Here is a 21,053-nt window from a genome sequence, read left to right on the forward strand (position 1 = left end):
CGAGGGGCTGCGCCGTTCGCGGGAAACCTCAATCGTCCGCGGAAACCGTGCGCCCCGACGCCCACTCCCGCAATGCCGCCACCTGCTCGGCCATCAGCACCGACAGCGGCCGCGTCGCGCGGATCTCGTTCATCAGCAGCTCGGTATCCAGCGGCCGGCTTTCCGCATGCGCGGCATACAGGCCGGCCACGATCGCCTGCTCGATCTCGGCGCCGGAAAAACCGTTCGCAGCGGCGGCCAGCGCCGGCAGTGCGAAGTCGTCACCGTTGAGCTGGCGTCGCCCCAGGTGCAGCCGCAGCAGCTCCACGCGCACCTCCGGGGTGGGCAGGTCGACGAAGAAGATCTCGTCGAAACGGCCCTTGCGCAGCAGTTCGGCGGGCAGCTCATGCACCTGGTTGGCGGTGGCCACGATGAACACCGGTGCCTTGCGCTCGGCCATCCAGGTCAGCAGGTAGCCCAGCACGCGGCGCGAGACACCGCCGTCCTCGCCGCCCGTTGCCAGGCCCTTCTCGATCTCATCCATCCACAGCACGCAGGGCGCCAGCTGCTCGGCCGAGGCCAGTGCCTGGCGCAGGTTGGCCTCGGTCTCGCCGTGGTACTTGTTGTACAGCGCGCCCACGTCCAGGCGCAGCAGCGGCACGCCGAAGCCAGCGGCCGTGGCCTTGGCCAGCATCGACTTGCCGCAGCCCTGCACGCCCAGCAGCAACATGCCGCGTGGCGGGTCCAGCCCGGCCGGCGCCGAGCCGGCGATGAAGGCCACCCGGCGCTGGTTGATCCAGCGCTTGAGCCGGTTGGCGCCGGCCACATCGCCAAAGCGCGCGCTGTCATGCTCGAAGAACAGGTGGCCGCTGCGGTTGAGCAGCTCGAACTTCAGCCGTGCCAGCTGCGGCAGGTCGTCGTCGCGCAGCGCACCGTCGGCGTAGATCAGCTGGCGCGCGATGCGGCGCGCATCGACCAGGCTCAGGCCCTGCAGGTTCTTCAGGATCTTCTTCACCGCCTCGCTGTCGACCTCCACGCGCCGGCCGCCGTGTTCACGGGCGTAGGCGTCGGCCTCTTCGCGCAGCATCTTCAGCAGCGCGTTGGCATCGGGCAGGCGCGGGTTGAAGCGCACCGCCAGCGCTTCCAGCTCGGCCGGCAGCTCGACCTTGGCGCCGATCAGCACCAGCACGTGCGGCTCGCTGTGGCGGCGCTGGATCAGGTCGCGCAGGGCGCGCTGGTGGCTGGCGTAACCCAGGTAGGGGTGGAAATCGAGCAGCAGGTAGACCCCGCGCTGCTCGGCCTGGCGGATCATCTGCAGCGCCGCGCTGGCATCGGGAGGCCCGACCGGCGGGTCCTCGCTGTCCAGGTCGATGCGGCGCAGGCCCTCGGTGATCGACCAGCGGTGCAGGGCCCGCCACACATGCATCAACGTCTGCCGGAACAGTTCGACGATACGACCCTCGTCCTGGGTTTCAATCACGATCAGGGGGTATTGGCGCGGATCAGTGCGCTCAGGTCCTGCAGTTCGCTCATGCCGGTTCGATCCTTCGGGGGCGCCACGATAGCAAAGGCGGCGGCCACGGGTTCAGCACGGCGCTACCTTCCGTCACCACCGCCGGTGTACGCTCGGGGCACGTACCCGGAAGCGAGGCTGGCATGAAGACGATCCTGGTGGCCGGTTCCAAGGGCGGGGTGGGCAAGACCACCGTCGCCACCCACCTGGCCGCGTACGCGGCATTGCAGGGCAAGGCCACGGTGATCGCCGATGCCGACCCGCAGGGCTCCAGCACCCGCTGGGCACAACGCCGTGCCGGGCTGGAAAGCGCGGTGCTGCCGATCGATGTGTATCGGAAGAAGCAGTGGGCACAGAAGCTGCCCGACGGCACCGATACCGTCATCATCGATGCACCGGCCGGCGCGCTGGCCGACGATATCCCCCATTTCCTCGACGCAGCCGACGCGGTGGTGGTGCCGGTGCTGCCCTCGGCGCTGGACATCGAGGCCATCGTCGGCTTCCTCAACAGCCTGGCGCAGAACCCGCGCGTGCACAGCCGCAAGTTGCCGGTCGGGCTGGTCCTCAACCGCACCAAGCCCTGGACCCAGACCTCGCAGCAGGCGTTGCAGATGCTGGCCGAATGGCCCTACCCGGTGGTGGCGCAGCTGCGCGACAGCCAGAGCTATGTGGTCATGACCGGCCTGGGCCGCAGCCTGTTCGATTACCGTTCGGCACAGGTGCGTGAACACCAGGCTGACTGGGAACCCCTGCTGTCCTGGTTGAAGCTGTGACGCGTGCGTCACTCCTGTTGCTGCACCCTCATTCCCATGGAAACCCGCGATGCGTGAACTGATCCTGCTGCGCCATGCCCATGCCGAACCGGCCACGCCGGGCCAGGCCGACCTCGACCGGCCGTTGTCGCCGGTGGGGTTGGCCGAGGCCGAAGCCGCCGGCAAGTGGCTGAAGGAAAACAACCTGCTGCCGGACTGCGTGCTGTGTTCGCCGGCGCGGCGCACCCGCGAGACCCTGGAAGCCGTGCTGGCCACCATCGGTTACGTGGAAAAGCGACTGGAAGACCGTATCTACGAGGCCACGCCCGGCACGCTGGCCGCGCTGGTGGACGACCGCCGCGATCTCGACCGCGTGCTGATCGTCGGCCACAACCCGGGCCTGGAACGCCTGGTGGCGTTGATGACCGAAGGCAGCAGCAGTGACTACCGCGGCATGCCGCCGGCCGGCATCGCCGTGCTCGGCTTCCCGCGCGAGGCCTCGATCGAACCGGGCGTGGCCAGCCTGAACGCGTTCTGGTGGCCGTGATCCGATGAGCCTGGCGCGGCGCAGCCGCTTCCTGCTGCCCGCGCTGCTGGCCTGGGGGCCGGCCTGGGCGGCGGCGCCCTCGCCCACCCCGTTGCCGCCGGTGGTGGCTGAGGCGCAGCGCGTGCTGCGCCTGGATACCGAGCGCTCGCGGATCGGGTTCGAGGTGCGCACCCGCTTCGGCCAGCGCATCGAAGGGGTGTTCCCGCACTTCGAAGGGCGCATCGAGATCCTGTCCGATGGCCGCCACCAGGTGCATCTGAAGATGTTCACCCGTTCGGTGGAGATCCCGGGCAAGGCACGCTACACCGGCTGGATGCGCGGCGAGGAGTTCTTCGATGCCGGGCGCCACCCGGTGGTCGAGTTCGACTCGTTGCCGTACTGGCCCGAGACCGTGGAACAGGGCGGCGACATCAATGGCCGGCTGACCCTGCGCGGCATCAGCCACCCCGAGGCGCTGAGGGTGGAGAAGGCGGACTGCGCCCGGCCGGGCTATGATTGCGACGTCGTCAGCCGCGGTACCGTGCAGCGAGGCCGGTATGGAATGGACAGCTGGCAGCTTGCCTTGAGTGACCGAGTGACCTTCGTATTGCGAGCGCGCCTGAGCGAGGCGCCGAAACCGTGAACCTGCTGCTGCGTGTACTGGCGCTGGCAACCGTGTTGCTGGGCAGCGGCTGCGCATCGCTGTCGCATGCCGAGCGCGACCGTGCCGAAGCGATCGCCGTGCAGGCGCGCTCGAGCGTGGTCGAGTGCACGCGGGCCGACCGCTGCGCGCAGGACTCGCCGCTGCGGGCGCTGGCCGGCCGCGCGTTCACCGAGTCCACCCCCGAACATCCACGCCACTACGCCACCCTGCTGGACGAAGGCGAGGGTGCGCTGGTGGCGCGCCTGAACCTGCTGCGCAGCGCCACCCGCAGCATCGACCTGCAGACCTACATCTTCGACAAGGACGACAGCGCCCGGCTGGTCATCGACGAACTGCTGGCCGCTTCGCGCCGGGGGTGAAGGTGCGCGTGCTGATCGACCAGCTCTCGGCGATCTCCGACCTGCAGATCCTCGGCGCGTTGTCCGGTGCCCACCAGAATTTCCAGCTGCGGGTCTACAACCCGACCTTCGGCAAGGCCCGGCTGAACTACTTCGACTATGCCGGCAGCGTGCTGTGCTGCTTCCGCCGCTTCAACCAGCGCATGCACAACAAGCTGCTGGTGATCGATGATGCGATCGGTGTGGTCGGTGGCCGCAATTACCAGGACGACTATTACGACTGGGACCGCGAGTACAACTTCCGCGACCGCGACGTGATGATCGCCGGGCCGGAGGCGCGTGCCATGGCCGCCAACTTCGATGCGTTCTGGCGTGCCCAGCGCAGCGTGCCGGCCGAGCGCCTGAACGATGTCGGCCGCACCCTGCTGCGCGAGGGCGTGCCGACGCTGCCGCCGGCCACCTTCCGCCGCCCGGAACGGGTACAGCGGGTCAGTGCCGAAGCCAATGACATGGACTTCGTCACCCGTTCCTTCGTCGATACCGCGCTGCCGGTCGCCTCGGTGCGCTACGTCGCTGACCTGCCGCGCAAGCACCGCCGCGAGCAGGCCGATGCGCCGCTGGCCGGGCAGCATGTGACCGAGCCGCAGCTGGATGCGCTGATTGCCGGCGCGCAGCACGAAGTCATCCTGCAGACGCCCTACCTGGTGCTGTCCAAGCCGGCCCAGGCGCTGTTCCGCGAGCTGCGCAAGCGGCCCGAGCCACCGCGCGTGGTGGTGTCCAGCAACAGCCTGGCGGCCACCGACAACCCGATCGTGTACGCGCTGTCCTACAAGTACAAGCGGCGCAACCTGCGCGAACTGGGCTTCAACATCTTCGAGTACAAGCCGTTCCCGCTGGATGCGCCGGTCGACTACCGCAACCTGCTGCCCGATCCGATCGCCGCGCCCGAGGCCGACCACGAGGACGGCCGCAACCCGCTGATCGGCGGCAGTGCGGCCGGCAGCAATGCCGGCGGCGGCGGTGGCTCCGCGCCCGAGGCCAGCGCCAAGGGCCCGGTGAACCCGCGCACCGGCAGTGCCTACCAGAATGCCCGCGAGCGCCGCCGCGCGGCCGGCAGCGAGGTTGAAACGCGCCTGCTGCGCACCGAGACGCGGCCCTCGTTCCTGGGCAGCAAGGCGGTCAACAAGCCATTGCCGGTCACCCGCAAGGGCGCGCGCATGGGCCTGCATGCCAAGTCACTGGTGGTCGATCGCCGCATCGGCGTGGTCGGCACGCACAACTTCGATCCGCGCAGCGAGAACTACAACACCGAAGGCGCGGTGATCATCGACGATCCGGTGTTTGCCGAGCAGCTGGCGCAGAGCATCCTGCGCGATACCCATCCGCAGAACGCGTGGACGGTGGCGCCGCGGGCCAAGCCGCCGGTGCTGTCGGGCTTGAACTACAGCGTCGGCAAGGCCTCCGAGGCCCTGCCGATTCTCGACTTCTGGCCGTGGCGCTATGCCACCGACTACGAGTTCAAGCCGGGCCCGGACTGCCCGCAGCCGCTGCCGCGGCAGAGCCCGGATTTCCACCGCTGCTACGTCGCCGTCGGTGACTTCCCCGAGGTCAACGTCGGCCCGAAGTGGCTGCTGGTGCGCATGCTGACGGCATTCGGCGCCGGCCTCGTTCCCATTCTCTGAAGGTGCCCGCATGACCCAGGTGTTCCGCGAAGCCGTTTCCATCGAGCAGCTCAACGCGCTCAGCCACAACACCGCGATCCAGTCGCTGGGCATCGTCTTCAGCGCGGCCGGTGAGGACTGGCTGCAGGCCACCATGCCGGTGGACGAGCGCACCCGCCAGCCCTACGGCATCCTGCACGGCGGCGCCTCGGTGGTGCTGGCCGAGACCCTGGGCAGCAGCGCCGGCAACCTGTGCGTGGATACCGCCAGGCAGATCTGCGTGGGCCTGGAGATCAACGCCAACCACGTGCGTGCGGTGCGCTCGGGCACGGTCACCGGCACCGCCCGCGCCCTGCATGTGGGCCGCAGCACCCAGCTGTGGGAGATCCGCATCGAGGACGAGCAGGGCCGCCTGGTGTGCATCTCGCGGTTGACCCTGGCAGTGGTGGCCGCTGGCCACGGTTGAGCCCGGACCGGGCCGGTGACGGCGGCAGAACCCAGCGTTCCCCGCCGATTGCCCCGGTCGATCACGCTTATGGCCTAAATCGGCTGGCAGCGATGACGGCCCTCCGGTATCGTGCGCGGATGACTTCCCCACTCCGGCCCCCGCGGCGGCGTGGCGCGTGTGTGCCGTTACCTGTACCGCGTACCGCTGCTGTTGGTCCACATCATCGTGTTCCTGCCGCTGACCCTGATCGGCATGCTTGCGCCGTGGGCGAACCTGCGCGTGGGCCAGGACCGGCTCGGTGCCAAGGTGGTGAACTGGTGGCAGGGCGGCCTGATGTGGGTGTTCGGCTTCCGCCTGTCGCGCGTCGGTCAGCCGCTGCCGGGCGCCGTGCTGTTCGTCGCCAACCATGTCAGCTGGGTCGATATCTGCATCCTGCACAGCCAGCGCATGATGGGCTTCGTCGCCAAGCGCGAGATCGCCAGCTGGCCGCTGGTGGGCTGGCTGGCCGCACGCGGGCAGACCATCTTCCATCAGCGTGGCAACACCGAATCGCTGGGGGCGTGATGCAGGTGATGGCCGATCGCCTGCGCGAAGGCAAGGCCGTGGGCGTGTTCCCGGAAGGCCGTACCCGCGGTGGCCACGAGGTCGGCCCGTTCCATGCGCGCATCTTCCAGGCCGCGGTGGAAACCGGCGTGCCGGTGCAGCCGGTGGCGCTGGTGTATGGCGTGAAGGGCGATGCGCAGACGATTGTCGCTTTCGGCCCGAGCGAGAGTTTCTTCGCCAATTTCCTGCGCCTGCTCGGTGAGCCGGCGCGACGTGCGGAAGTGCACTTCCTGGCGCCGATCGGCGCCCAGGACCTGGAAGGCCGTCGGCGTATCGCGGAAACATCGCGCGCGCGCATCGTGGCGGCCATGAGCACCGGGTGAGGACGCGGTGGCCCTGATTCCGCCACCTGTCCTGGACGCCGGCACGCCGACGCTGCATGCGGCCGATTACCAGCCGCCGCGCTGGCTGCGCAATCCGCATCTGCAGTCGATGCTCAGCTCCAGCCGCATGCGCCTGCAGCGCGGGCTGCTGCTGCTGGCCGCCACCGGTGCGGTCAGCGAGGAACTGATTCTCGACGGTGGCGAAGGGGTGCGCCTGCAGGGCTGGCACAGCCACATCGAAGGCCGCGAACCCAAGGGCATGGCGCTGCTGCTGCACGGCTGGGAAGGCAGTGCCGAATCCAGCTACATGCGCATGGCGGCTGCGCGCATGGTCGAGCAGGGCTTCGACGTGGTGCGGCTGAACTTCCGCGATCACGGCAATACCCACCATCTCAACCGCGGCATCTTCCACTCCAACCTGATCGACGAAGTGGTGCATGCCGCCGGCGATATCGCCCAGCGCTGGCCGCAGCTGCCGCTGGTGGCAGCCGGCTACTCGCTGGGCGGCAACTTCGTGCTGCGCCTGGCCCTGCGTGCGCCGGCCGCCGGTGTGCCGCTGCTGCGCGTGGCCTCGGTGTGCCCGGTGCTGGATCCGGCGCTGACCATGCAGAGCATCGAGAACGGCCCGGCGATGTACGACTGGTACTTCCGCCGCAAGTGGGCCGGCTCGCTGCGCCGCAAGCGCGATCTGTTCCCCGAGCTCAGCGACTGCGATGACCGCGTCCTGAAGCTGGACATCCGCGCGCTGACCGCCTGGCTGGTCGAACGGCACACCACCTTCGGTTCGCTGCAGGCCTATTTCGACGGCTACTCGATTGCCGGAGACCGCCTGTCCGGCCTGCAGGTGCCGGCCGACATCCTGATGGCCCAGGACGACCCGGTGATTCCGTACTCGACCTTCAACGACTGGCAGCTGCCGCACCATGCGCACTTGGAGACCGCCTGCTGGGGCGGGCACTGCGGCTTCCTGGAAAACTGGCGTGGCGACGGCTTCTCCGAACGCTGGGTGGCACAACGCCTGCAACGGGTGCTGCCCGGCTGAACCGGCACGGGCGCGCAGGCCGCTACAATGCGGGTTTGCCCTTGAACCGGACCGCCATGCAAGACCAGATCATCCAAGCGTTGCGCCAGAACGAGACCGGCCAGGCCGTGCAGCTGGCCCAGGCGTGGACCCGTGATGAACCCGGCCAGGCCGAGGCCCACCGCTGGCTGGCGCTTGCGCTGCAGCAGCAGGGCAATGCCGCCGAGGCGATGGACGCCCTGCAGCAGGCCCTGCAGCTGGCCCCCGACAATGCGCAGCTGCACCTGCAGCATGCCGGCCTGCTGCTGGCGCTGCACCAGATCGAAGGGGCCGGCGAGGCGTTGTCGCGCACCACCGGGCTCGACCCGAACGCCTTCACCGCCTACCTGATGCAGGCCCACCTGGCGATCGGCCGCAACGATTTCGACGAGGCCCAGCGCCTTTCCACGCTGGCCGCGCGGGTTGAGCCGGAGCATCCGGAACTGCTGATCATCGATGGCATGATCGCGCTGCGCCGCGATGATGCCGACCGTGCGCTGGCGCTGCTTGCCGCCGCCAACCAGGCGCTGCCCAACGACATCCGCGTGCTGTACGCACTGGGCTTCGCCTACCTGGGCAAGGACATGCTGGCCTTCGCCGAGCAGGCCTTCCGGCGTGTGCTGGAGTTGAACCCGGCCATCGGTTCACTGCATGGCCTGGTGGTGCAGCTGGCATTGCGCCAGGGCAATCTGGACGCGGCGGCCGACGCCATGCAGGTCGCCCTGCAGCAGCCCGACCAGGACACGCCGTCGATGCGGCGCCTGGCCGGCGAACTGGCGCTGGCCAGCGGCCAGCCGTTGCAGGCGCTGGAGCACCTGCTGCCGCTGCTGGAACTGCTGCCTGGTGACCGCCAGGTGCTGCAGCTGCTGCTGATGTCCTGGCAGCGCCTGGGCCGCGATGACGAGGCGCGCGCACGCCTGGACGCCGCGCTGGAACAGCAGCCGCAGCTGCACGACCTGTGGCTGGCCCGGCTGGCGGTGGAAGACGTGGGCAGCCCGACGGCCGCGGCGACCGTCGAGCGCTGGATGGACGCAATGCCGGGTCATCTGCCGGCACTGGAAGCACGCCTGCGCCTGCATGACATGGTGGGTGAGCACGAACAGGCCGAAGCGATCGCCGAGCGCATCGTCAGCCTCGAGCCGGGCCGCGTCAGCGGTGAAACCCGCCTGGTGGAAGGCCTGTTGCAACGCGATCCGGCCGCGGCCGTGGCGCGCGTGCAGGCGTTGATCGACAGCGCGCCCGAAGCGCATCGCGCCGACCTGCGTACCTGGCTGGGCGAGGTCCAGGATCGCGCCGGACAGCCCGAGCAGGCCTTGCAGACGTGGCTGGCACTGCAGGCCGAGCAGGCACCGCAGCGCCTGCCGCTGCCGCCGCAGGCCAAGGCGCCGCCGAGCTGGCCGGACAAGGGCGAGATCGACGCTGAGGCCAGCTCCGCGCCGATCTTCCTGTGGGGCGCGCCGGGCTCGGGCGTGGAGCGTGTGGCGACCGGCCTGGCCGCCGCCAGCCCGGTGCTGCGCAGCGACCGGTACACCAACACGCCGCCGGACGATGCCTTCCAGAACTACCACACGCTGCAGGACCTCGCCTCCGGCGTGCTGACCCCGGAGCGGCTGGTGCAGCGCTGGCGCGAGCAGCTGCCCGCGCGCGGCGTGCAGGGCGATGCGGTCATCGACTGGCTGCTGTGGTGGGACAACGCCCTGCTGTGGGCGCTGCGCCCGCAGCTGCCGCAGGGCCGCCTGCTGGTGGTGCTGCGCGACCCGCGCGACATGCTGCTGGACTGGGTGGCCTACGGTGCCGCCGCACCGCTGGCGATGACCTCGCTGGCCGAAGCCAGTGAATGGCTGGCGCGTGCGCTGGCCCAGGTCGCCACCCTGCACGAGGAAGACCTGTACCCGCAGGTGCTGCTGCGCATCGACCAGATTGGCAACGATCCGCATGCCATGGCCGACCTGCTGGGCCGTCTGTTCGAACGCCCGATGCCGCCGGCCGCACAGCTGGGCGCACCGCGCTTCCCGCCGGGCCACTGGCGCAACTACCGCGACGTGATGAGCGCCGCCTTTGCCAAGCTCACCCCGATCGCGGTGCGCCTGGGTTATCCGGAGGAGTGAACCGATGACGATGCAACTGAGCAGCCAGAGCCTGACCAACGGCGCACCGATCGACCGCGCGTTCGCCGCCGGCGATGCCGCAGGCTTCGCTCCGGACCGCAATCCGCACCTGGCCTGGAGCGGCGCGCCGGACGGCACCCGTTCGTTCCTGCTGGTGTGCGTGGACCCGGACGTGCCGACCGTGCCGGAGACGGTCGGCCGCAGTGACATCAGCGTGCCGCGCGACCAGCCGCGCTGCGACTTCGTGCACTGGGTGATGGCCGACATCCCGGCCTCGGTGCAGGAGATTGCCGCCGGCAGCTGCAGCGACGGGTTCGTGGTGAAGGGCAAGACCACCCCGGCCGGCCCAGCCGGCAGCCGCCAAGGCCTGAACGATTTTACCGGCTGGTTCGCCGGCAACCCGGACATGGCCGGTGATTACCTGGGCTACGACGGCCCGTACCCGCCGTTCAACGACGAGCGCCTGCACCGCTACTTCTTCCGGGTGTTCGCGCTGGATGTGGCGTCGCTGCAGCTGCCGGCGCGCTTCACCGCCGCCGATGCCTACCGCGCCATGCACGGCCACGTGCTGGCCGAAGCGGCACTGCACGGCACCTACACGCTGAACCCGGCGCTGGCCTGAGGCCCTTTGTAGAGTCGAGCCTTGCTCGACTGCTTCTACGTTCAGCCGAGCGTGGGCTCGGCTCTACAACGTGCAACGAAGAAGGGCGGCCTTTCGGCCGCCCTTCTGACGTCAGCCGACTGACCGTCGGCTCTACATCACTTCTCGATGGCCGACTCGACCACCATGTCCAGCACGTACGCCTGCGACGGCGCATCGGCCGGCGGATTCTTCACTTCGTAGCGCTTCACGCGCACCACGTTGCGCACGCCGTCTTCGTGGGTGTAACCCTCGATGTTGCCGTAGAAGTTCTCGAACTTGCCCGGCTCGCCCTGCTTCAGGCCCTTGTCGTCGAACTTCACTTCACGCACCTGCAGGCACTGGTAGTCCGGGATCAGCGGGTGCGAGCACTTCTGGGTCTTGGCCGCCACTTCCAGGAACACGGTTTCGCCGGCACCGCCGTAGCGGGTTTCAGCGGTCGGTTCCGGGTTGAACACCAGTACGTCGCCCTTGGTGGTGGTCAGGGTCAGCTTGCCGTCGGCATCCTGCTCGGCCTTCAGCTCGCCCTGCAGGCGGCTCGACACGGCCTCGTCCAGCGCCATCAGCGCCTTGTCGGTGCAGGCCATCAGGGTCGAGGCCATCGCACTGACCGTCAGCTTGCCGTCGGCCAGGGTGTAGCCGCCGCCCATGCGGTTGCAGGTATTGCTGACCGACAGGCGGCCATCGGCGAAGTCCAGGGTGACCGGCTTGTCGTCGCGGGCGAACAGCGCGTCGATGCGCTTGCCGTCGGCGCCGGTGGCCTGCTGCAGCAGCCAGTGCTGGCTCTGCAGGCGCTGCGCATCCAGGTGCGCCAGCGTCTGCTGGTCCGCTGCCTTGGCTGCGGCCGGGGCCACGTCGTCGCCGCCGGTGCCGGCCGGGGCCGGAGTCTGGCTGCAGGCGGCCATCAGGGCCAGCGGGAGGAGCAGGGTGAGCTTGCGGTTCATGGTGATTCTCCTTGGGGAACCGTGGGGAAACGGGGTGGGGCCGGCAATGGGGTTGCCGTGCCCTGGCGCGGTTCAGCTGCCAGACGGCAGCCACAGCAGCAGCGCCACGCCCAGCGCGATGCGGTACACGGCGAAGGCGGTGAATTTGTGCGACTTGATGTAGCCCATCAGCCACTTCACTACGACGAAGCCGGTGACGGCTGCGGCAAGGAAGGCCACGCCCACCTCGGTCCAGTTCTCGCTGCCCAGCTGCCCGGCCTTGGCCATTTCCAGGAAGGTGTAGGCGCTGGCGGCGAACATGGTGGGAATGCCGACCAGGAACACGAACTCGGCGGCGGCCGCGCGGCGGCTCAGGCCCAGCAGCATGGCCAGGAAGATCGCCGAGGCCGAGCGCGAGGTGCCGGGGAACACACCGGCCACCACCTGCGCCAGGCCCACGCCGATCGCTACCGTCCAGGTCACCTGGTCACGGTCGGGCAGGCGCGCGGTGTAAGCCTCCACCAGCAGCATCCAGACGCCACCGATGATCAATGCCCAGGCGACCGGGCTGACCGTTTCCGGCAGCGACCAGCCGGCCTTGCGCACCACCAGGCCGACCACGGCGGTGACCAGGAACGCTGCGCCGAGCTTGAACACATAGTCGCGGTTCTCGCGCTGGCCGAAGCCGGTGGCCAGCTGCAGCAGGCGCTGGCGGAACACCAGCACCACGGCCACGATCGCGCCGGCCTGGATGACGATGTTGAAGAAGTCCGAACGGGCACCCAGCCAGTGCTGGGCGATGAGCAGGTGGCCGGTGCTGGAGATCGGCAGGAATTCGGTGAGGCCTTCGAGGATGCCCAGCAGCAGGGCGGAGAGCAGGTCGGACATGGACGGTGCGTGCACGCGCGGCGGAAGGAAGAAGGTCGAGAGGATAGACGATCCCCGCTGCACCAAACGGGTGCGTCTGGTGATGGGTGCACCCGTTTGGTGCGCACCGTTCTGCACCCTCACGGGGCAGCCTTTTTGAAATCAATGACTTGCAGCCTGCGAAAAGTTGGCACGGTCGTTGCTGTACCTCAGCAGGCATTCATCCCCATCCGAGGTCGTACCGATGTCCGTGGAAAACGTTGAGAAGCTGATCAAGGACAACCAGATCGAATTCGTCGATCTGCGCTTTGTCGACATGCGTGGTGTCGAGCAGCACGTGACCTTCCCGGTCAGCATCATCGAGCCGTCGCTGTTCGAAGAAGGCAAGATGTTCGATGGCAGCTCGATCGCCGGCTGGAAGGGCATCAACGAGTCGGACATGGTGCTGCTGCCGGACCCGGCCAGCGCCTACGTCGATCCGTTCTACGCCGATCCGACCATCGTGATCAGCTGCGACATCCTCGACCCGGCCACCATGCAGCCGTACGGCCGCTGCCCGCGCGGCATCGCCAAGCGCGCCGAGGCCTACCTGAAGTCCTCCGGCATCGCCGAAACCGCGTTCTTCGGCCCGGAGCCGGAATTCTTCATCTTCGATTCGGTCCGTTTCGCCAATGAAATGGGCAACACCTTCTTCAAGGTCGACTCCGAGGAAGCCGCGTGGAACAGCGGCGCCAAGTACGACGGCGCCAACAGCGGCTACCGTCCGGGCGTGAAGGGTGGTTACTTCCCCGTTCCGCCGACCGACACCCTGCACGACCTGCGCGCTGAAATGTGCAAGACGCTGGAACAGGTCGGCATCGAAGTGGAAGTGCAGCACCACGAAGTGGCCACCGCTGGCCAGTGCGAGATCGGCACCAAGTTCAGCACCCTGGTGCAGAAGGCCGACGAACTGCTGCGGATGAAGTACGTCATCAAGAACGTCGCCCACCGCAACGGCAAGACCGTCACCTTCATGCCCAAGCCGATCGTCGGCGACAACGGCAGCGGCATGCACGTGCACCAGTCGCTGTCCAAGGGCGGCACCAACCTGTTCTCCGGTGACGGCTACGGCGGCCTGAGCCAGCTGGCGCTGTGGTACATCGGCGGCATCTTCAAGCATGCCAAGGCCATCAACGCCTTCGCCAACTCGGGCACCAACAGCTACAAGCGCCTGGTGCCGGGCTTCGAAGCGCCGGTGATGCTGGCCTATTCGGCGCGCAACCGCTCGGCCTCGTGCCGCATTCCGTGGGTGTCCAACCCGAAGGCGCGCCGCATTGAAATGCGCTTCCCCGATCCGATCCAGTCCGGCTACCTGACCTTCACCGCGCTGATGATGGCCGGCCTGGACGGCATCAAGAACCAGATCGACCCGGGCGCACCGAGCGACAAGGACCTGTACGACCTGCCGCCGGAAGAAGAGAAGCTGATCCCGCAGGTCTGCTCCTCGCTGGACCAGGCGCTGGAAGCGCTGGACAAGGACCGCGAGTTCCTCAAGGCCGGTGGCGTGATGAGCGATGACTTCATCGACGGCTACATCGCGCTGAAGATGCAGGAAGTGACCAAGTTCCGCGCGGCCACCCACCCGCTGGAATACCAGCTGTACTACGCCAGCTGACCGGACGCGATGGCGGTGGGCTTCCCCTCCCACCCGCCGCCATCGCTTCCGCTTTCGCGGCTGGGGAGCCGCAAGGCGGGCGCAGGCCCGCCGTTGTAGAGCGGACGGTGGTAGAGCGGACTGTTAGTCCGCTGAACTTCAATCCGCTTATCCAGGGGCAAGAGAGAGACCGGATACGCGACCAGGGCCGCCCTCCCTCCCGCGTCGGTCGTGCAAGGAGAGAGGCACGGCCGTCCCGGCCCAGTACGTGTCCGGTGCAACAGCCACGGCCATCACCGTGATGGCCCGTGGTTGCCTGAAGCCAACGCGCACTGGCGCGCTGGCCCCATCCACCATCGGGACATGCGCATGAAACTGATCTCCGCCATCATCCGACCGTTCAAGCTCGACGAGGTCCGCGAGGCCCTGTCCGATGCCGGCGTGTCGGGCATCACCGTGACCGAAGTGAAAGGCTTCGGCCGCCAGAAGGGCCACACCGAGCTGTATCGCGGCGCCGAGTACGTCGTCGACTTCCTGCCCAAGATCAAGATCGAAACCGTGGTCACCGACGAGCGCGCCGACGCGGTGATCGAAGCGATCCAGTCGTCGGCAGGCACCGGCAAGATCGGTGACGGCAAGATCTTCGTCACCGCCGTCGAACAGGTCATCCGCATCCGCACCGGCGAAATCGGCGCCGACGCGCTGTAACCCCCTTCCGGAGACTCCCCCATGAAGATGCGCCTTCTCACCGGGTGGCAAGCCCGGTTCCACCTGGTGTGCCTGCTGATGCTGCTCAGCGCGCTGGCTGCCGGTGCCTGGCCGGGCAGTGCCCATGCCCAGGCCCAGGTCTCGCCGCTGCCGAGCGAAAGCGTGGCCGTTGAACCGCTGCAGGCCCCGGCCGCGGCCGCACCGGCGGCCGTTGAAGCCGCTGCGCCTGCGTTCGACCACGGCGACGTGGCCTGGATGCTCACCTCCACCCTGCTGGTGCTGCTGATGGTGGTACCAGGCCTGGCGCTGTTCTACGGCGGCCTGGTGCGCTCGAAGAACGTACTGTCGGTGCTCAGCCAGATCCTGGTGGTGTTCTCGCTGGTGCTGCTGCTGTGGGTGGCCTACGGCTACAGCGCAGTGTTCAGTGCCGGCAATCCGTTCTTCGGCTCGTTCACCGAATTCGCCTTCCTCAAGGGCTTCACCCCCGAGTCGGTGGGCAACACGCCGATCAAGGGCCTGCCGGACTATCTGTTCGTCGCCTTCCAGTCGACCTTCGCCGGCATCACCACCGCGCTGATCGTCGGTGCCTTCGCCGAACGCATCAAGTTCCGCGCGGTGCTGCTGTTCTCGGCGCTGTGGTTCACCCTCAGCTACATCCCGATGGCGCACATCGTCTGGGGCGGCGGTTACCTGGGTGAGCTGGGCGCGATCGACTTCGCTGGCGGCACCGTGGTCCACATCAACGCAGGTGTCGCTGGCCTGGTCGCCGCATGGTTCGTCGGCAAGCGCCTGGGTTACGGCCAGACCGCACTGAAGCCGCACAACGTGCCCTTCACCTATATCGGCGCGATGTTGCTGTGGGTGGGCTGGTTCGGCTTCAACGCTGGTTCGGCCGCTGCGGCCGATACCGTCGCTTCGCTGGCCTTCCTCAACACCGTGCTGGCCACTGCCGCAGCGGTGCTCGGCTGGACGCTGGTGGAAGCGATCAGCAAGGGCAAGCCGTCGGCGCTGGGCGCGGCCTCGGGCGCGGTGGCCGGCCTGGTCGGCATCACCCCGGCGTGTGGCACCGTCGGTCCGCTCGGCGCGATCGTGATCGGTTTCGTGGCCGGCGTGGTCTGCGTGTGGGGCGTCACTGGCCTCAAGCGCCTGCTGAAGGTGGATGACACCGCCGACGTGTTCGGTGTGCACGGTGTCGGCGGCATCGTCGGCGCGATTCTCACCGGCGTGTTCAGCGCGCAGTCGCTGGGCGGCACCAAGGCCGATCTGGATATCGCGCACCAGGTCTGGGTGCAGGTGGTCAGTGTTGGCCTGACTGTGCTGTGGTCGGCGGTGGTGACCGCGGTCATTCTGTTGCTGGTAAAGGTAGTGGTGGGCCTGCGCGTGACCGAAGAGGCCGAACGTACCGGCCTGGATGTCACCTCGCACGGCGAATCGGCCTACGAGGCCTGAGGCGGCGGCGGGCGGCCCTGCGGGGCCGCCCCTGCTCGCTGGATATTGCTGCAGAGGCCTTGATGGGTGCCAAGCTTGCTTGGCACAGCCGACAGCCCATCCACGCATGGCGTGGAGCTGCAGAATCTTCCTTGTGGCATGCACCTTCGCGCCCGATCGCGCACAATCAGGCCATGCACCCGATCCGCACGTCCCTGATGCTCTCGGCCTGCCTGCTGCTGGCCGCCTGCGCGTCCACGCCGCCGGAAGCCCGCAACCCGCTCGCCACCTGGGTGCCATCGCCTAACCAGAACGCGCGCACGCCGGTCATCATCGTCCTGCACCACACCGAGCAGACCTCGGTGCAGCAGAGCCTGCACACGCTGCGCACTGCCAACAGCGGCGGTCGGGTCAGCGCGCACTACCTGATCGGTGCCGATGGCCATCGTTACCAGCTGGTCAGCGATGAGCGCCGCGCCTGGCATGCCGGCGCCGGGCGCTGGGGCACCATCACCGACCTCAACTCGGCCTCGATCGGCATCGAGCTGGACAACGATGGGCGCAGCCCGTTCGCTCCGGCACAGATCGCAGCGCTGATCGTGCTGCTGGGTGATCTCTGCGAGCGGTTGAACATCCCGCCGCGCCAGGTGATCGGCCACGCCGACCTGGCGCCCACGCGCAAGCAGGACCCAAGCCGGTTCTTCCCGTGGCAGCAGTTGGCCGAGGCCGGGTTCGGCCTCTGGCCGAGGGCCGTCGACGGAGCCGCGCCGGAAGGCTTCGATGCCTGGGCAGCGCTGGCCCGCTTCGGCTATCCGCTGGACAACCGCGACGCCACCGTGGCCGCGTTCCATCGCCGCTTCCGTGGCCGCGACGATCTGCCGGCCGTGCTCGACGCCGAGGACGCCCGCATCCTGCATTCGCTGTTGCTGCAGACCCCGTGAGCCGGCGCATGAACGCTTGACCAGGCGCTGGGTTGCCGCCCAGCGGTCGGCGCTCCACCATGGCGGCATGATCGATTCCGCCACCTTCTTCAAGCGCAAGCACTGGACCCTGTTGGCAGCGGCCGTGCTCGCCGGCTGCTCCACCACCGCTCCCCGCACCGGATCCGAAGTGCCGACGGCAGCCACACCGCCGGCGGCGACCTACGCCAAGGTCGCATGGAGCGCACTGCCGCCGGTCTCCGACAGCGACCTGCAGGCCGGCTTTGTAGCCTGGCGCAGCAGCTGCACCCGGTTGAACAACGATGCGGTCTGGGCCCGACCATGCGCCACTGCCGCGACCGTGTCCGACAAGGACCCGGCGGCGATCCGCCAGTTCCTGCAGCGCGACCTCGAGGTCTACGCACTGCGCGCCGGTGGCCACCAGGCCGATGGGCTGATCACCGGCTACTACGAGCCGATCTACCCCGGCAGTCTTACCCGCACCGACAAGGCCACAGTGCCGGTGTACGGCACGCCGGATGACCTGGTCGTGGTGCAGCTGGACAGCGTGTACCCGGAACTGAAGGGCAAGCGCCTGCGCGGACGCGTCGAGGGCAAGGTGCTCAAGCCCTATGACGACGCCGGCACCATCGCGGCCAAGGGCGCCAGGGCACCGGTGCTGGCCTGGCTGACCGACCCGATGGACCTGCAGCTGCTGCAGATCCAGGGCTCGGGCCGGGTGCGTCTGGGCGACGGCACGCAGGTTCGGCTGGCCTATGCCGAGCAGAACGGACACCCCTACCGCGCCATCGGCCGCTGGCTGGTCGACCAGGGCCAGCTGAAGAAGGAAGACGTCACCATGGACGCGATCCGCGCCTGGGCCCGGGCCAATCCCGCACGCGTGCCGGAGCTGCTGCGCAGCAACCCCAGCTACGTGTTCTTCGTGCGCAACCCGGACAGCGCGGAGGGCCCGCGCGGCTCGCTGAACGTGCCGCTCACCGCCGGTTACAGCGTGGCCGTGGACCGCACCGTGGTGCCGCTGGGCAGCCTGCTGTGGTTGTCCACCACGCGCCCGGACGGCAGCCCGGTGGTGCGCCCGGTGGCCGCGCAGGACACCGGCGGCGCCATTGCCGGCGAAGTGCGCGCGGACCTGTACTGGGGCAGCGGCGATGCCGCCGGCAAGCTGGCCGGTGACATGAAGCAGAAGGGCAACCTCTGGATGCTGTGGCCGAAGGGCAGCCCGCTGCCGAACTAGCCCGGGCAGGGTCGGATCCGTTTCCGAAGGAAAGGGCTCTGGCCCCGGATGCCTGCCCCGAATGCCTGATAATGGCGCCATGAAGAACGTCAAAAGCAGCAACACCAAGAAGTACTACAAGCACTGGGCCGAATCGGGCCTGGGCAAGGGCAACGTGCTGATGGAAGCCCGTGGCGACAAGATCGTGCGCCAGGTGGAGATCTATGGCATGACCGCCGCCTGGGCCGACGAGCACGGCCACAGCGATGACCGCTTCCCGCTGGCCGAGCAGCCGGTGTCGTTCCTGGATTTCGATGAAGACGACGAGATCAGCGCGCGCGAATTTGAAAGCGCCTGGAAGAAGGCGCGTCTGGCCACCGGCTACCCGGTCTGACCCCGCCGGTCCCGGGGTCGGATCCCTTCCGGACGGAAAGGGCGCTGACCCCATGCCGGGGCTCAGGCAGCCGCGTCGTACGGCTGGATCCGAGCCAGCACATCGGCCAGCTTTTCCTTGGTCATCGCCGCGTCGAAGTCGGCCTGCAGGCCAATCCAGAATTTGTCGGAAACGCCGAAGTAGCGGGACAGGCGCAGCCCCGTGTCCGCGGTCACCGCGCGGTGGCCCGAGACGATCTCGCCAATACGGCGCTGCGACACGCCGATGGATTTGGCCAGGCGGTACTGGGTGATGCCCAAGGGCTCCAGGAACTCGTGCAACAGGACCTCGCCGGGGGCGGGGTAGGGAACGGTTCGCATGAGCGCGACTCCTTCAGTGGTAATCGACAATTTCAACCTCGGCGGGCCCTTCCCTGGACCGCATGAAGCACAAGCGGAACTGATCATTGATGCGGATGCTGTACTGGCCCAGCCGATTCCCATGCAGCGACTCCAGCCTGTTCGCCGGCGGCAGGCGCAGGTCCCGCAGATCAGCCGCTACGTTGAGCATGGCCAGCTTGCGCAGCGCGGCGGCTTCAACGTGACGCCATCTCGGTACGCGATGTCCTTCAAACAGTGCCTGCGTACGCTTGCAGGCAAACGATTGGATCGGCATGTTGATAACGTATCGCGTTAGTATCGTAGGCCGTTAGTATCGACTCGGCAAGCAGGAAACGTAATTCCCGGGCACGACGATCAGCTGATCAGAACATCGAAGTAGGTGCCATCTGGAGCCGCAAAGTGTGTTCTTCGCTCCACGCGATTGCACAGACTATGACCCACAGGGCAGTGGCTAGTTGGTGCAATTCGGCATTATCAGTCGCTTGCGAATGAGGAGGCGGCTTCGCGTGTCCCTCCAACCAAGCGGGTGGCATCCTCTTTCCACTCAGATGACCTAAGCGATCCCTATCATGATCCAGCTCGAGAACTGTCTTCGCTGGAGCAAGGAGTGGTGAGCAAAACATTCTACTCTGCAGAAGTTCGCTTCGGATCGGATTTGCTACACGCTCGAATTCTGATCCGTAGGCAGAAAACAGAAGACAGAAGGGTGTAGGTACGATTGTCGATGCTAGTATCGACAATCCGGGCATCCATATGTAGGCCTGCCTAACTTGACGAGCCATTCCAGGAGGAGCAATGACAGGATCAATCGCTTTGGGTGAGCAGTCTTTGGTTGGGACTGTTGAGGGACGGTTTGGCTCACCACCTCAGTTGCCAAAGGACTTTGTTCCGCGGGACCACTATGTTGAGAGTCTCAAGGATCTTCTTTGCGGCGATGACTTGATTATTTTCCTTGAGGCTGATCAAGGCGCTGGAAGAACGGTTCTCCTCTCTCATTTCTGCCGAACGTATCCCGCAGTTACATTCTCGCTCTTCGTCAAAGCTACAAGCAAAATATCGTACTCATTGGAGTACCTGAGACAGCTCTTGGGTGAGCAGTTTTGGAAATTTGTTTCCGATCTTCCCGTTCCCGAAATTCCATTCGATGAAGGCACACTGAGACGGCTCGTTCTACAAGTTCGAAAGAAGGGCCGTGGATCGCGATTGTTCGTAGTGGTGGATGGGCTGCACGACGTTCCCGTAGAGGATGCGCGCCAGATACTCACAGAGCTGCTCCCGGTCGGTATAGATAATTTTTCATTCCTTATCAGTGCCTCCGAGGAGGCTTTAGCCAAATTTATCGGGGGAGTTCGCAGAAAATCTTTCCCTCTCCCTAAGTTTGGCGACTATGAGGCAGAGACCTATCTCTCCGGAGTTGAACTAACCGCTGCTGAAAAGGACCAGGTAAAGAAGCTGTGCAGGGGAAATATTGGAAATCTTGCATCTTTCAAAAGATTGATCGCCTCCGGTCGCACTGCCGAGGAGATACTTTCAGCCGATATTGAGCAATATCCAGACTTCGTAAGGCTAGAGTTCAATGCCTTGTCCGGGCTGGATTCCAGCGATAAGTTGGTGCTCGCTGTGCTAGGTCAATCAAAGCAAGAGCTTACCTGGTGCGAGCTAGAAGAGATTGCAGGTAATTGCAGCCGCAATATATCGAAATCCCTGTTCCAGCAACTCCCATTTCTGGTAGCCGATCCAGTTACAAACGTCGTCAGCTTCACGTCGGAGACGCATAGGTCAATCGCTGTCGGGCTACTGGAGGATTACCGAGAGAATGCTCTAAACCTGCTTATCGATTATCTTTCTGAGAATCCAGAGAGTCTCATCGCCTTGCAGTTCCTTCCCACCTACTACAGGCTTATCGGTCAAAAAAGGAACTTGTAGGGTGTATATCTGCTGATCACTACGA

18 protein-coding genes and 3 pseudogenes are annotated in these 21,053 nt (G+C 66.8%); 16 read left to right on the top strand and 5 right to left on the bottom strand.

Features of this window, described 5'->3' with window-relative positions; genetic code table 11:
* Positions 1–28: 28 nt before the first annotated feature.
* Positions 29–1,512, bottom strand: a pseudogene (locus tag N4G47_RS20185) (AAA family ATPase).
* Between the two features lie 123 nt (positions 1,513–1,635).
* Here N4G47_RS20185 and N4G47_RS20190 point away from each other — a divergent pair.
* The 9 genes and pseudogenes from N4G47_RS20190 to N4G47_RS20230 all read left to right on the top strand — a co-directional run bounded on the left by N4G47_RS20190 (position 1,636) and on the right by N4G47_RS20230 (position 10,597).
* Positions 1,636–2,265: a ParA family protein gene (locus tag N4G47_RS20190; protein WP_005420986.1), complete on the top strand. Its 630-nt coding sequence runs from the start codon at positions 1,636–1,638 to the stop codon at positions 2,263–2,265.
* A gap of 49 nt (positions 2,266–2,314) precedes the next feature.
* On the top strand, positions 2,315–2,791 hold the full coding sequence (locus tag N4G47_RS20195; RefSeq protein WP_475289757.1) for a SixA phosphatase family protein: 477 nt from the start codon (positions 2,315–2,317) through the stop codon (positions 2,789–2,791).
* A 4-nt stretch (positions 2,792–2,795) separates the two neighbouring features.
* A complete protein-coding gene (locus tag N4G47_RS20200) occupies positions 2,796–3,413 on the top strand; it encodes a YceI family protein (RefSeq protein ID WP_475289758.1) in 618 nt (205 codons plus the stop codon).
* A pseudogene (locus tag N4G47_RS20205) lies at positions 3,410–5,454 on the top strand (phospholipase D family protein). Before N4G47_RS20200 ends, N4G47_RS20205 begins: the two are co-directional and overlap by 4 nt.
* Positions 5,455–5,464: 10 nt before the next feature.
* Positions 5,465–5,899, top strand: a complete 435-nt coding sequence (locus tag N4G47_RS20210) for a hotdog fold thioesterase (RefSeq protein WP_475289759.1) — start codon at positions 5,465–5,467, stop codon at positions 5,897–5,899.
* 150 nt (positions 5,900–6,049) lie between these two features.
* Positions 6,050–6,807 (top strand): annotated as a pseudogene (locus N4G47_RS20215) (lysophospholipid acyltransferase family protein).
* A 7-nt stretch (positions 6,808–6,814) separates the two neighbouring features.
* On the top strand, positions 6,815–7,849 hold the full coding sequence (locus N4G47_RS20220) for a YheT family hydrolase (protein ID WP_475289760.1): 1,035 nt from the start codon (positions 6,815–6,817) through the stop codon (positions 7,847–7,849).
* Positions 7,850–7,905: 56 nt separating this feature from the next.
* Positions 7,906–9,975, top strand: coding sequence for a tetratricopeptide repeat protein (locus N4G47_RS20225; RefSeq protein ID WP_475289761.1), 2,070 nt, complete (start codon positions 7,906–7,908; stop codon positions 9,973–9,975).
* Between the two features lie 10 nt (positions 9,976–9,985).
* Entirely contained in the window at positions 9,986–10,597 is a 612-nt protein-coding gene (locus N4G47_RS20230) for a YbhB/YbcL family Raf kinase inhibitor-like protein (RefSeq protein ID WP_475289988.1), read from the top strand.
* A 137-nt stretch (positions 10,598–10,734) separates the two neighbouring features.
* Here the strand turns inward: N4G47_RS20230 and N4G47_RS20235 are convergent, their stop codons facing one another.
* Positions 10,735–11,559 (bottom strand): DUF4377 domain-containing protein, encoded by an 825-nt coding sequence (locus N4G47_RS20235; RefSeq protein ID WP_475289762.1) that lies wholly within the window; start codon positions 11,557–11,559, stop codon positions 10,735–10,737.
* A 72-nt stretch (positions 11,560–11,631) separates the two neighbouring features.
* Complete coding sequence (locus tag N4G47_RS20240) at positions 11,632–12,426, bottom strand: undecaprenyl-diphosphate phosphatase (RefSeq protein ID WP_475289763.1); 795 nt, start codon at positions 12,424–12,426, stop codon at positions 11,632–11,634.
* Positions 12,427–12,649: 223 nt separating this feature from the next.
* Between N4G47_RS20240 and glnA the strand changes: the two genes are divergently transcribed.
* The 6 genes from glnA to N4G47_RS20270 all read left to right on the top strand — a co-directional run bounded on the left by glnA (position 12,650) and on the right by N4G47_RS20270 (position 18,722).
* The gene (gene glnA / locus N4G47_RS20245; protein ID WP_057498133.1) at positions 12,650–14,059 is read left to right on the top strand and encodes a type I glutamate--ammonia ligase; all 1,410 of its coding nucleotides are present in this window, start codon (positions 12,650–12,652) and stop codon (positions 14,057–14,059) included.
* Positions 14,060–14,407: 348 nt separating this feature from the next.
* Positions 14,408–14,746 carry a P-II family nitrogen regulator gene (locus N4G47_RS20250; RefSeq protein WP_004134334.1) on the top strand — a complete coding sequence of 113 codons (339 nt, stop codon included), beginning with the start codon at positions 14,408–14,410 and terminating at the stop codon, positions 14,744–14,746.
* 21 nt (positions 14,747–14,767) lie between these two features.
* Positions 14,768–16,195: an ammonium transporter gene (locus N4G47_RS20255; protein WP_475289764.1), complete on the top strand. Its 1,428-nt coding sequence runs from the start codon at positions 14,768–14,770 to the stop codon at positions 16,193–16,195.
* A gap of 173 nt (positions 16,196–16,368) precedes the next feature.
* Entirely contained in the window at positions 16,369–17,115 is a 747-nt protein-coding gene (locus N4G47_RS20260) for an N-acetylmuramoyl-L-alanine amidase (protein ID WP_475289765.1), read from the top strand.
* Positions 17,116–17,182: 67 nt separating this feature from the next.
* Positions 17,183–18,349, top strand: a complete 1,167-nt coding sequence (gene mltA / locus N4G47_RS20265; RefSeq protein WP_475289766.1) for a murein transglycosylase A — start codon at positions 17,183–17,185, stop codon at positions 18,347–18,349.
* 79 nt (positions 18,350–18,428) lie between these two features.
* Complete coding sequence (locus N4G47_RS20270; RefSeq protein WP_181358692.1) at positions 18,429–18,722, top strand: hypothetical protein; 294 nt, start codon at positions 18,429–18,431, stop codon at positions 18,720–18,722.
* Positions 18,723–18,784: 62 nt separating this feature from the next.
* Here the strand turns inward: N4G47_RS20270 and N4G47_RS20275 are convergent, their stop codons facing one another.
* Both N4G47_RS20275 and N4G47_RS20280 read right to left on the bottom strand, forming a co-directional pair.
* On the bottom strand, positions 18,785–19,081 hold the full coding sequence (locus N4G47_RS20275) for a HigA family addiction module antitoxin (RefSeq protein ID WP_475289767.1): 297 nt from the start codon (positions 19,079–19,081) through the stop codon (positions 18,785–18,787).
* Between the two features lie 13 nt (positions 19,082–19,094).
* The gene (locus N4G47_RS20280) at positions 19,095–19,376 is read right to left on the bottom strand and encodes a type II toxin-antitoxin system RelE/ParE family toxin (protein ID WP_475289768.1); all 282 of its coding nucleotides are present in this window, start codon (positions 19,374–19,376) and stop codon (positions 19,095–19,097) included.
* 521 nt (positions 19,377–19,897) lie between these two features.
* Here N4G47_RS20280 and N4G47_RS20285 point away from each other — a divergent pair.
* A complete protein-coding gene (locus tag N4G47_RS20285; RefSeq protein ID WP_475289769.1) occupies positions 19,898–21,028 on the top strand; it encodes a hypothetical protein in 1,131 nt (376 codons plus the stop codon).
* Positions 21,029–21,053: the final 25 nt, after the last annotated feature.

The sequence above is a fragment of the Stenotrophomonas sp. GSD10 genome, from assembly GCF_056172695.1.

What these genes read in the sequence shown, in the direction of transcription:
- N4G47_RS20190 (WP_005420986.1), top strand. Translation starts at nt 1,636, where the DNA reads ATGAAGACGATCCTGGTGGCCGGTTCCAAGGGCGGGGTGGGCAAGACC.
- N4G47_RS20195 (WP_475289757.1), top strand. Translation starts at nt 2,315, where the DNA reads ATGCGTGAACTGATCCTGCTGCGCCATGCCCATGCCGAACCGGCCACG.
- N4G47_RS20200 (WP_475289758.1), top strand. Translation starts at nt 2,796, where the DNA reads ATGAGCCTGGCGCGGCGCAGCCGCTTCCTGCTGCCCGCGCTGCTGGCC.
- N4G47_RS20210 (WP_475289759.1), top strand. Translation starts at nt 5,465, where the DNA reads ATGACCCAGGTGTTCCGCGAAGCCGTTTCCATCGAGCAGCTCAACGCG.
- N4G47_RS20225 (WP_475289761.1), top strand. Translation starts at nt 7,906, where the DNA reads ATGCAAGACCAGATCATCCAAGCGTTGCGCCAGAACGAGACCGGCCAG.
- N4G47_RS20230 (WP_475289988.1), top strand. Translation starts at nt 9,986, where the DNA reads ATGCAACTGAGCAGCCAGAGCCTGACCAACGGCGCACCGATCGACCGC.
- N4G47_RS20235 (WP_475289762.1), bottom strand. Translation starts at nt 11,559, where the DNA reads ATGAACCGCAAGCTCACCCTGCTCCTCCCGCTGGCCCTGATGGCCGCC.
- N4G47_RS20240 (WP_475289763.1), bottom strand. Translation starts at nt 12,426, where the DNA reads ATGTCCGACCTGCTCTCCGCCCTGCTGCTGGGCATCCTCGAAGGCCTC.
- glnA (WP_057498133.1), top strand. Translation starts at nt 12,650, where the DNA reads ATGTCCGTGGAAAACGTTGAGAAGCTGATCAAGGACAACCAGATCGAA.
- N4G47_RS20250 (WP_004134334.1), top strand. Translation starts at nt 14,408, where the DNA reads ATGAAACTGATCTCCGCCATCATCCGACCGTTCAAGCTCGACGAGGTC.
- N4G47_RS20255 (WP_475289764.1), top strand. Translation starts at nt 14,768, where the DNA reads ATGAAGATGCGCCTTCTCACCGGGTGGCAAGCCCGGTTCCACCTGGTG.
- N4G47_RS20260 (WP_475289765.1), top strand. Translation starts at nt 16,369, where the DNA reads ATGCACCCGATCCGCACGTCCCTGATGCTCTCGGCCTGCCTGCTGCTG.
- mltA (WP_475289766.1), top strand. Translation starts at nt 17,183, where the DNA reads ATGATCGATTCCGCCACCTTCTTCAAGCGCAAGCACTGGACCCTGTTG.
- N4G47_RS20270 (WP_181358692.1), top strand. Translation starts at nt 18,429, where the DNA reads ATGAAGAACGTCAAAAGCAGCAACACCAAGAAGTACTACAAGCACTGG.
- N4G47_RS20275 (WP_475289767.1), bottom strand. Translation starts at nt 19,081, where the DNA reads ATGCGAACCGTTCCCTACCCCGCCCCCGGCGAGGTCCTGTTGCACGAG.
- N4G47_RS20280 (WP_475289768.1), bottom strand. Translation starts at nt 19,376, where the DNA reads ATGCCGATCCAATCGTTTGCCTGCAAGCGTACGCAGGCACTGTTTGAA.
- N4G47_RS20285 (WP_475289769.1), top strand. Translation starts at nt 19,898, where the DNA reads ATGACAGGATCAATCGCTTTGGGTGAGCAGTCTTTGGTTGGGACTGTT.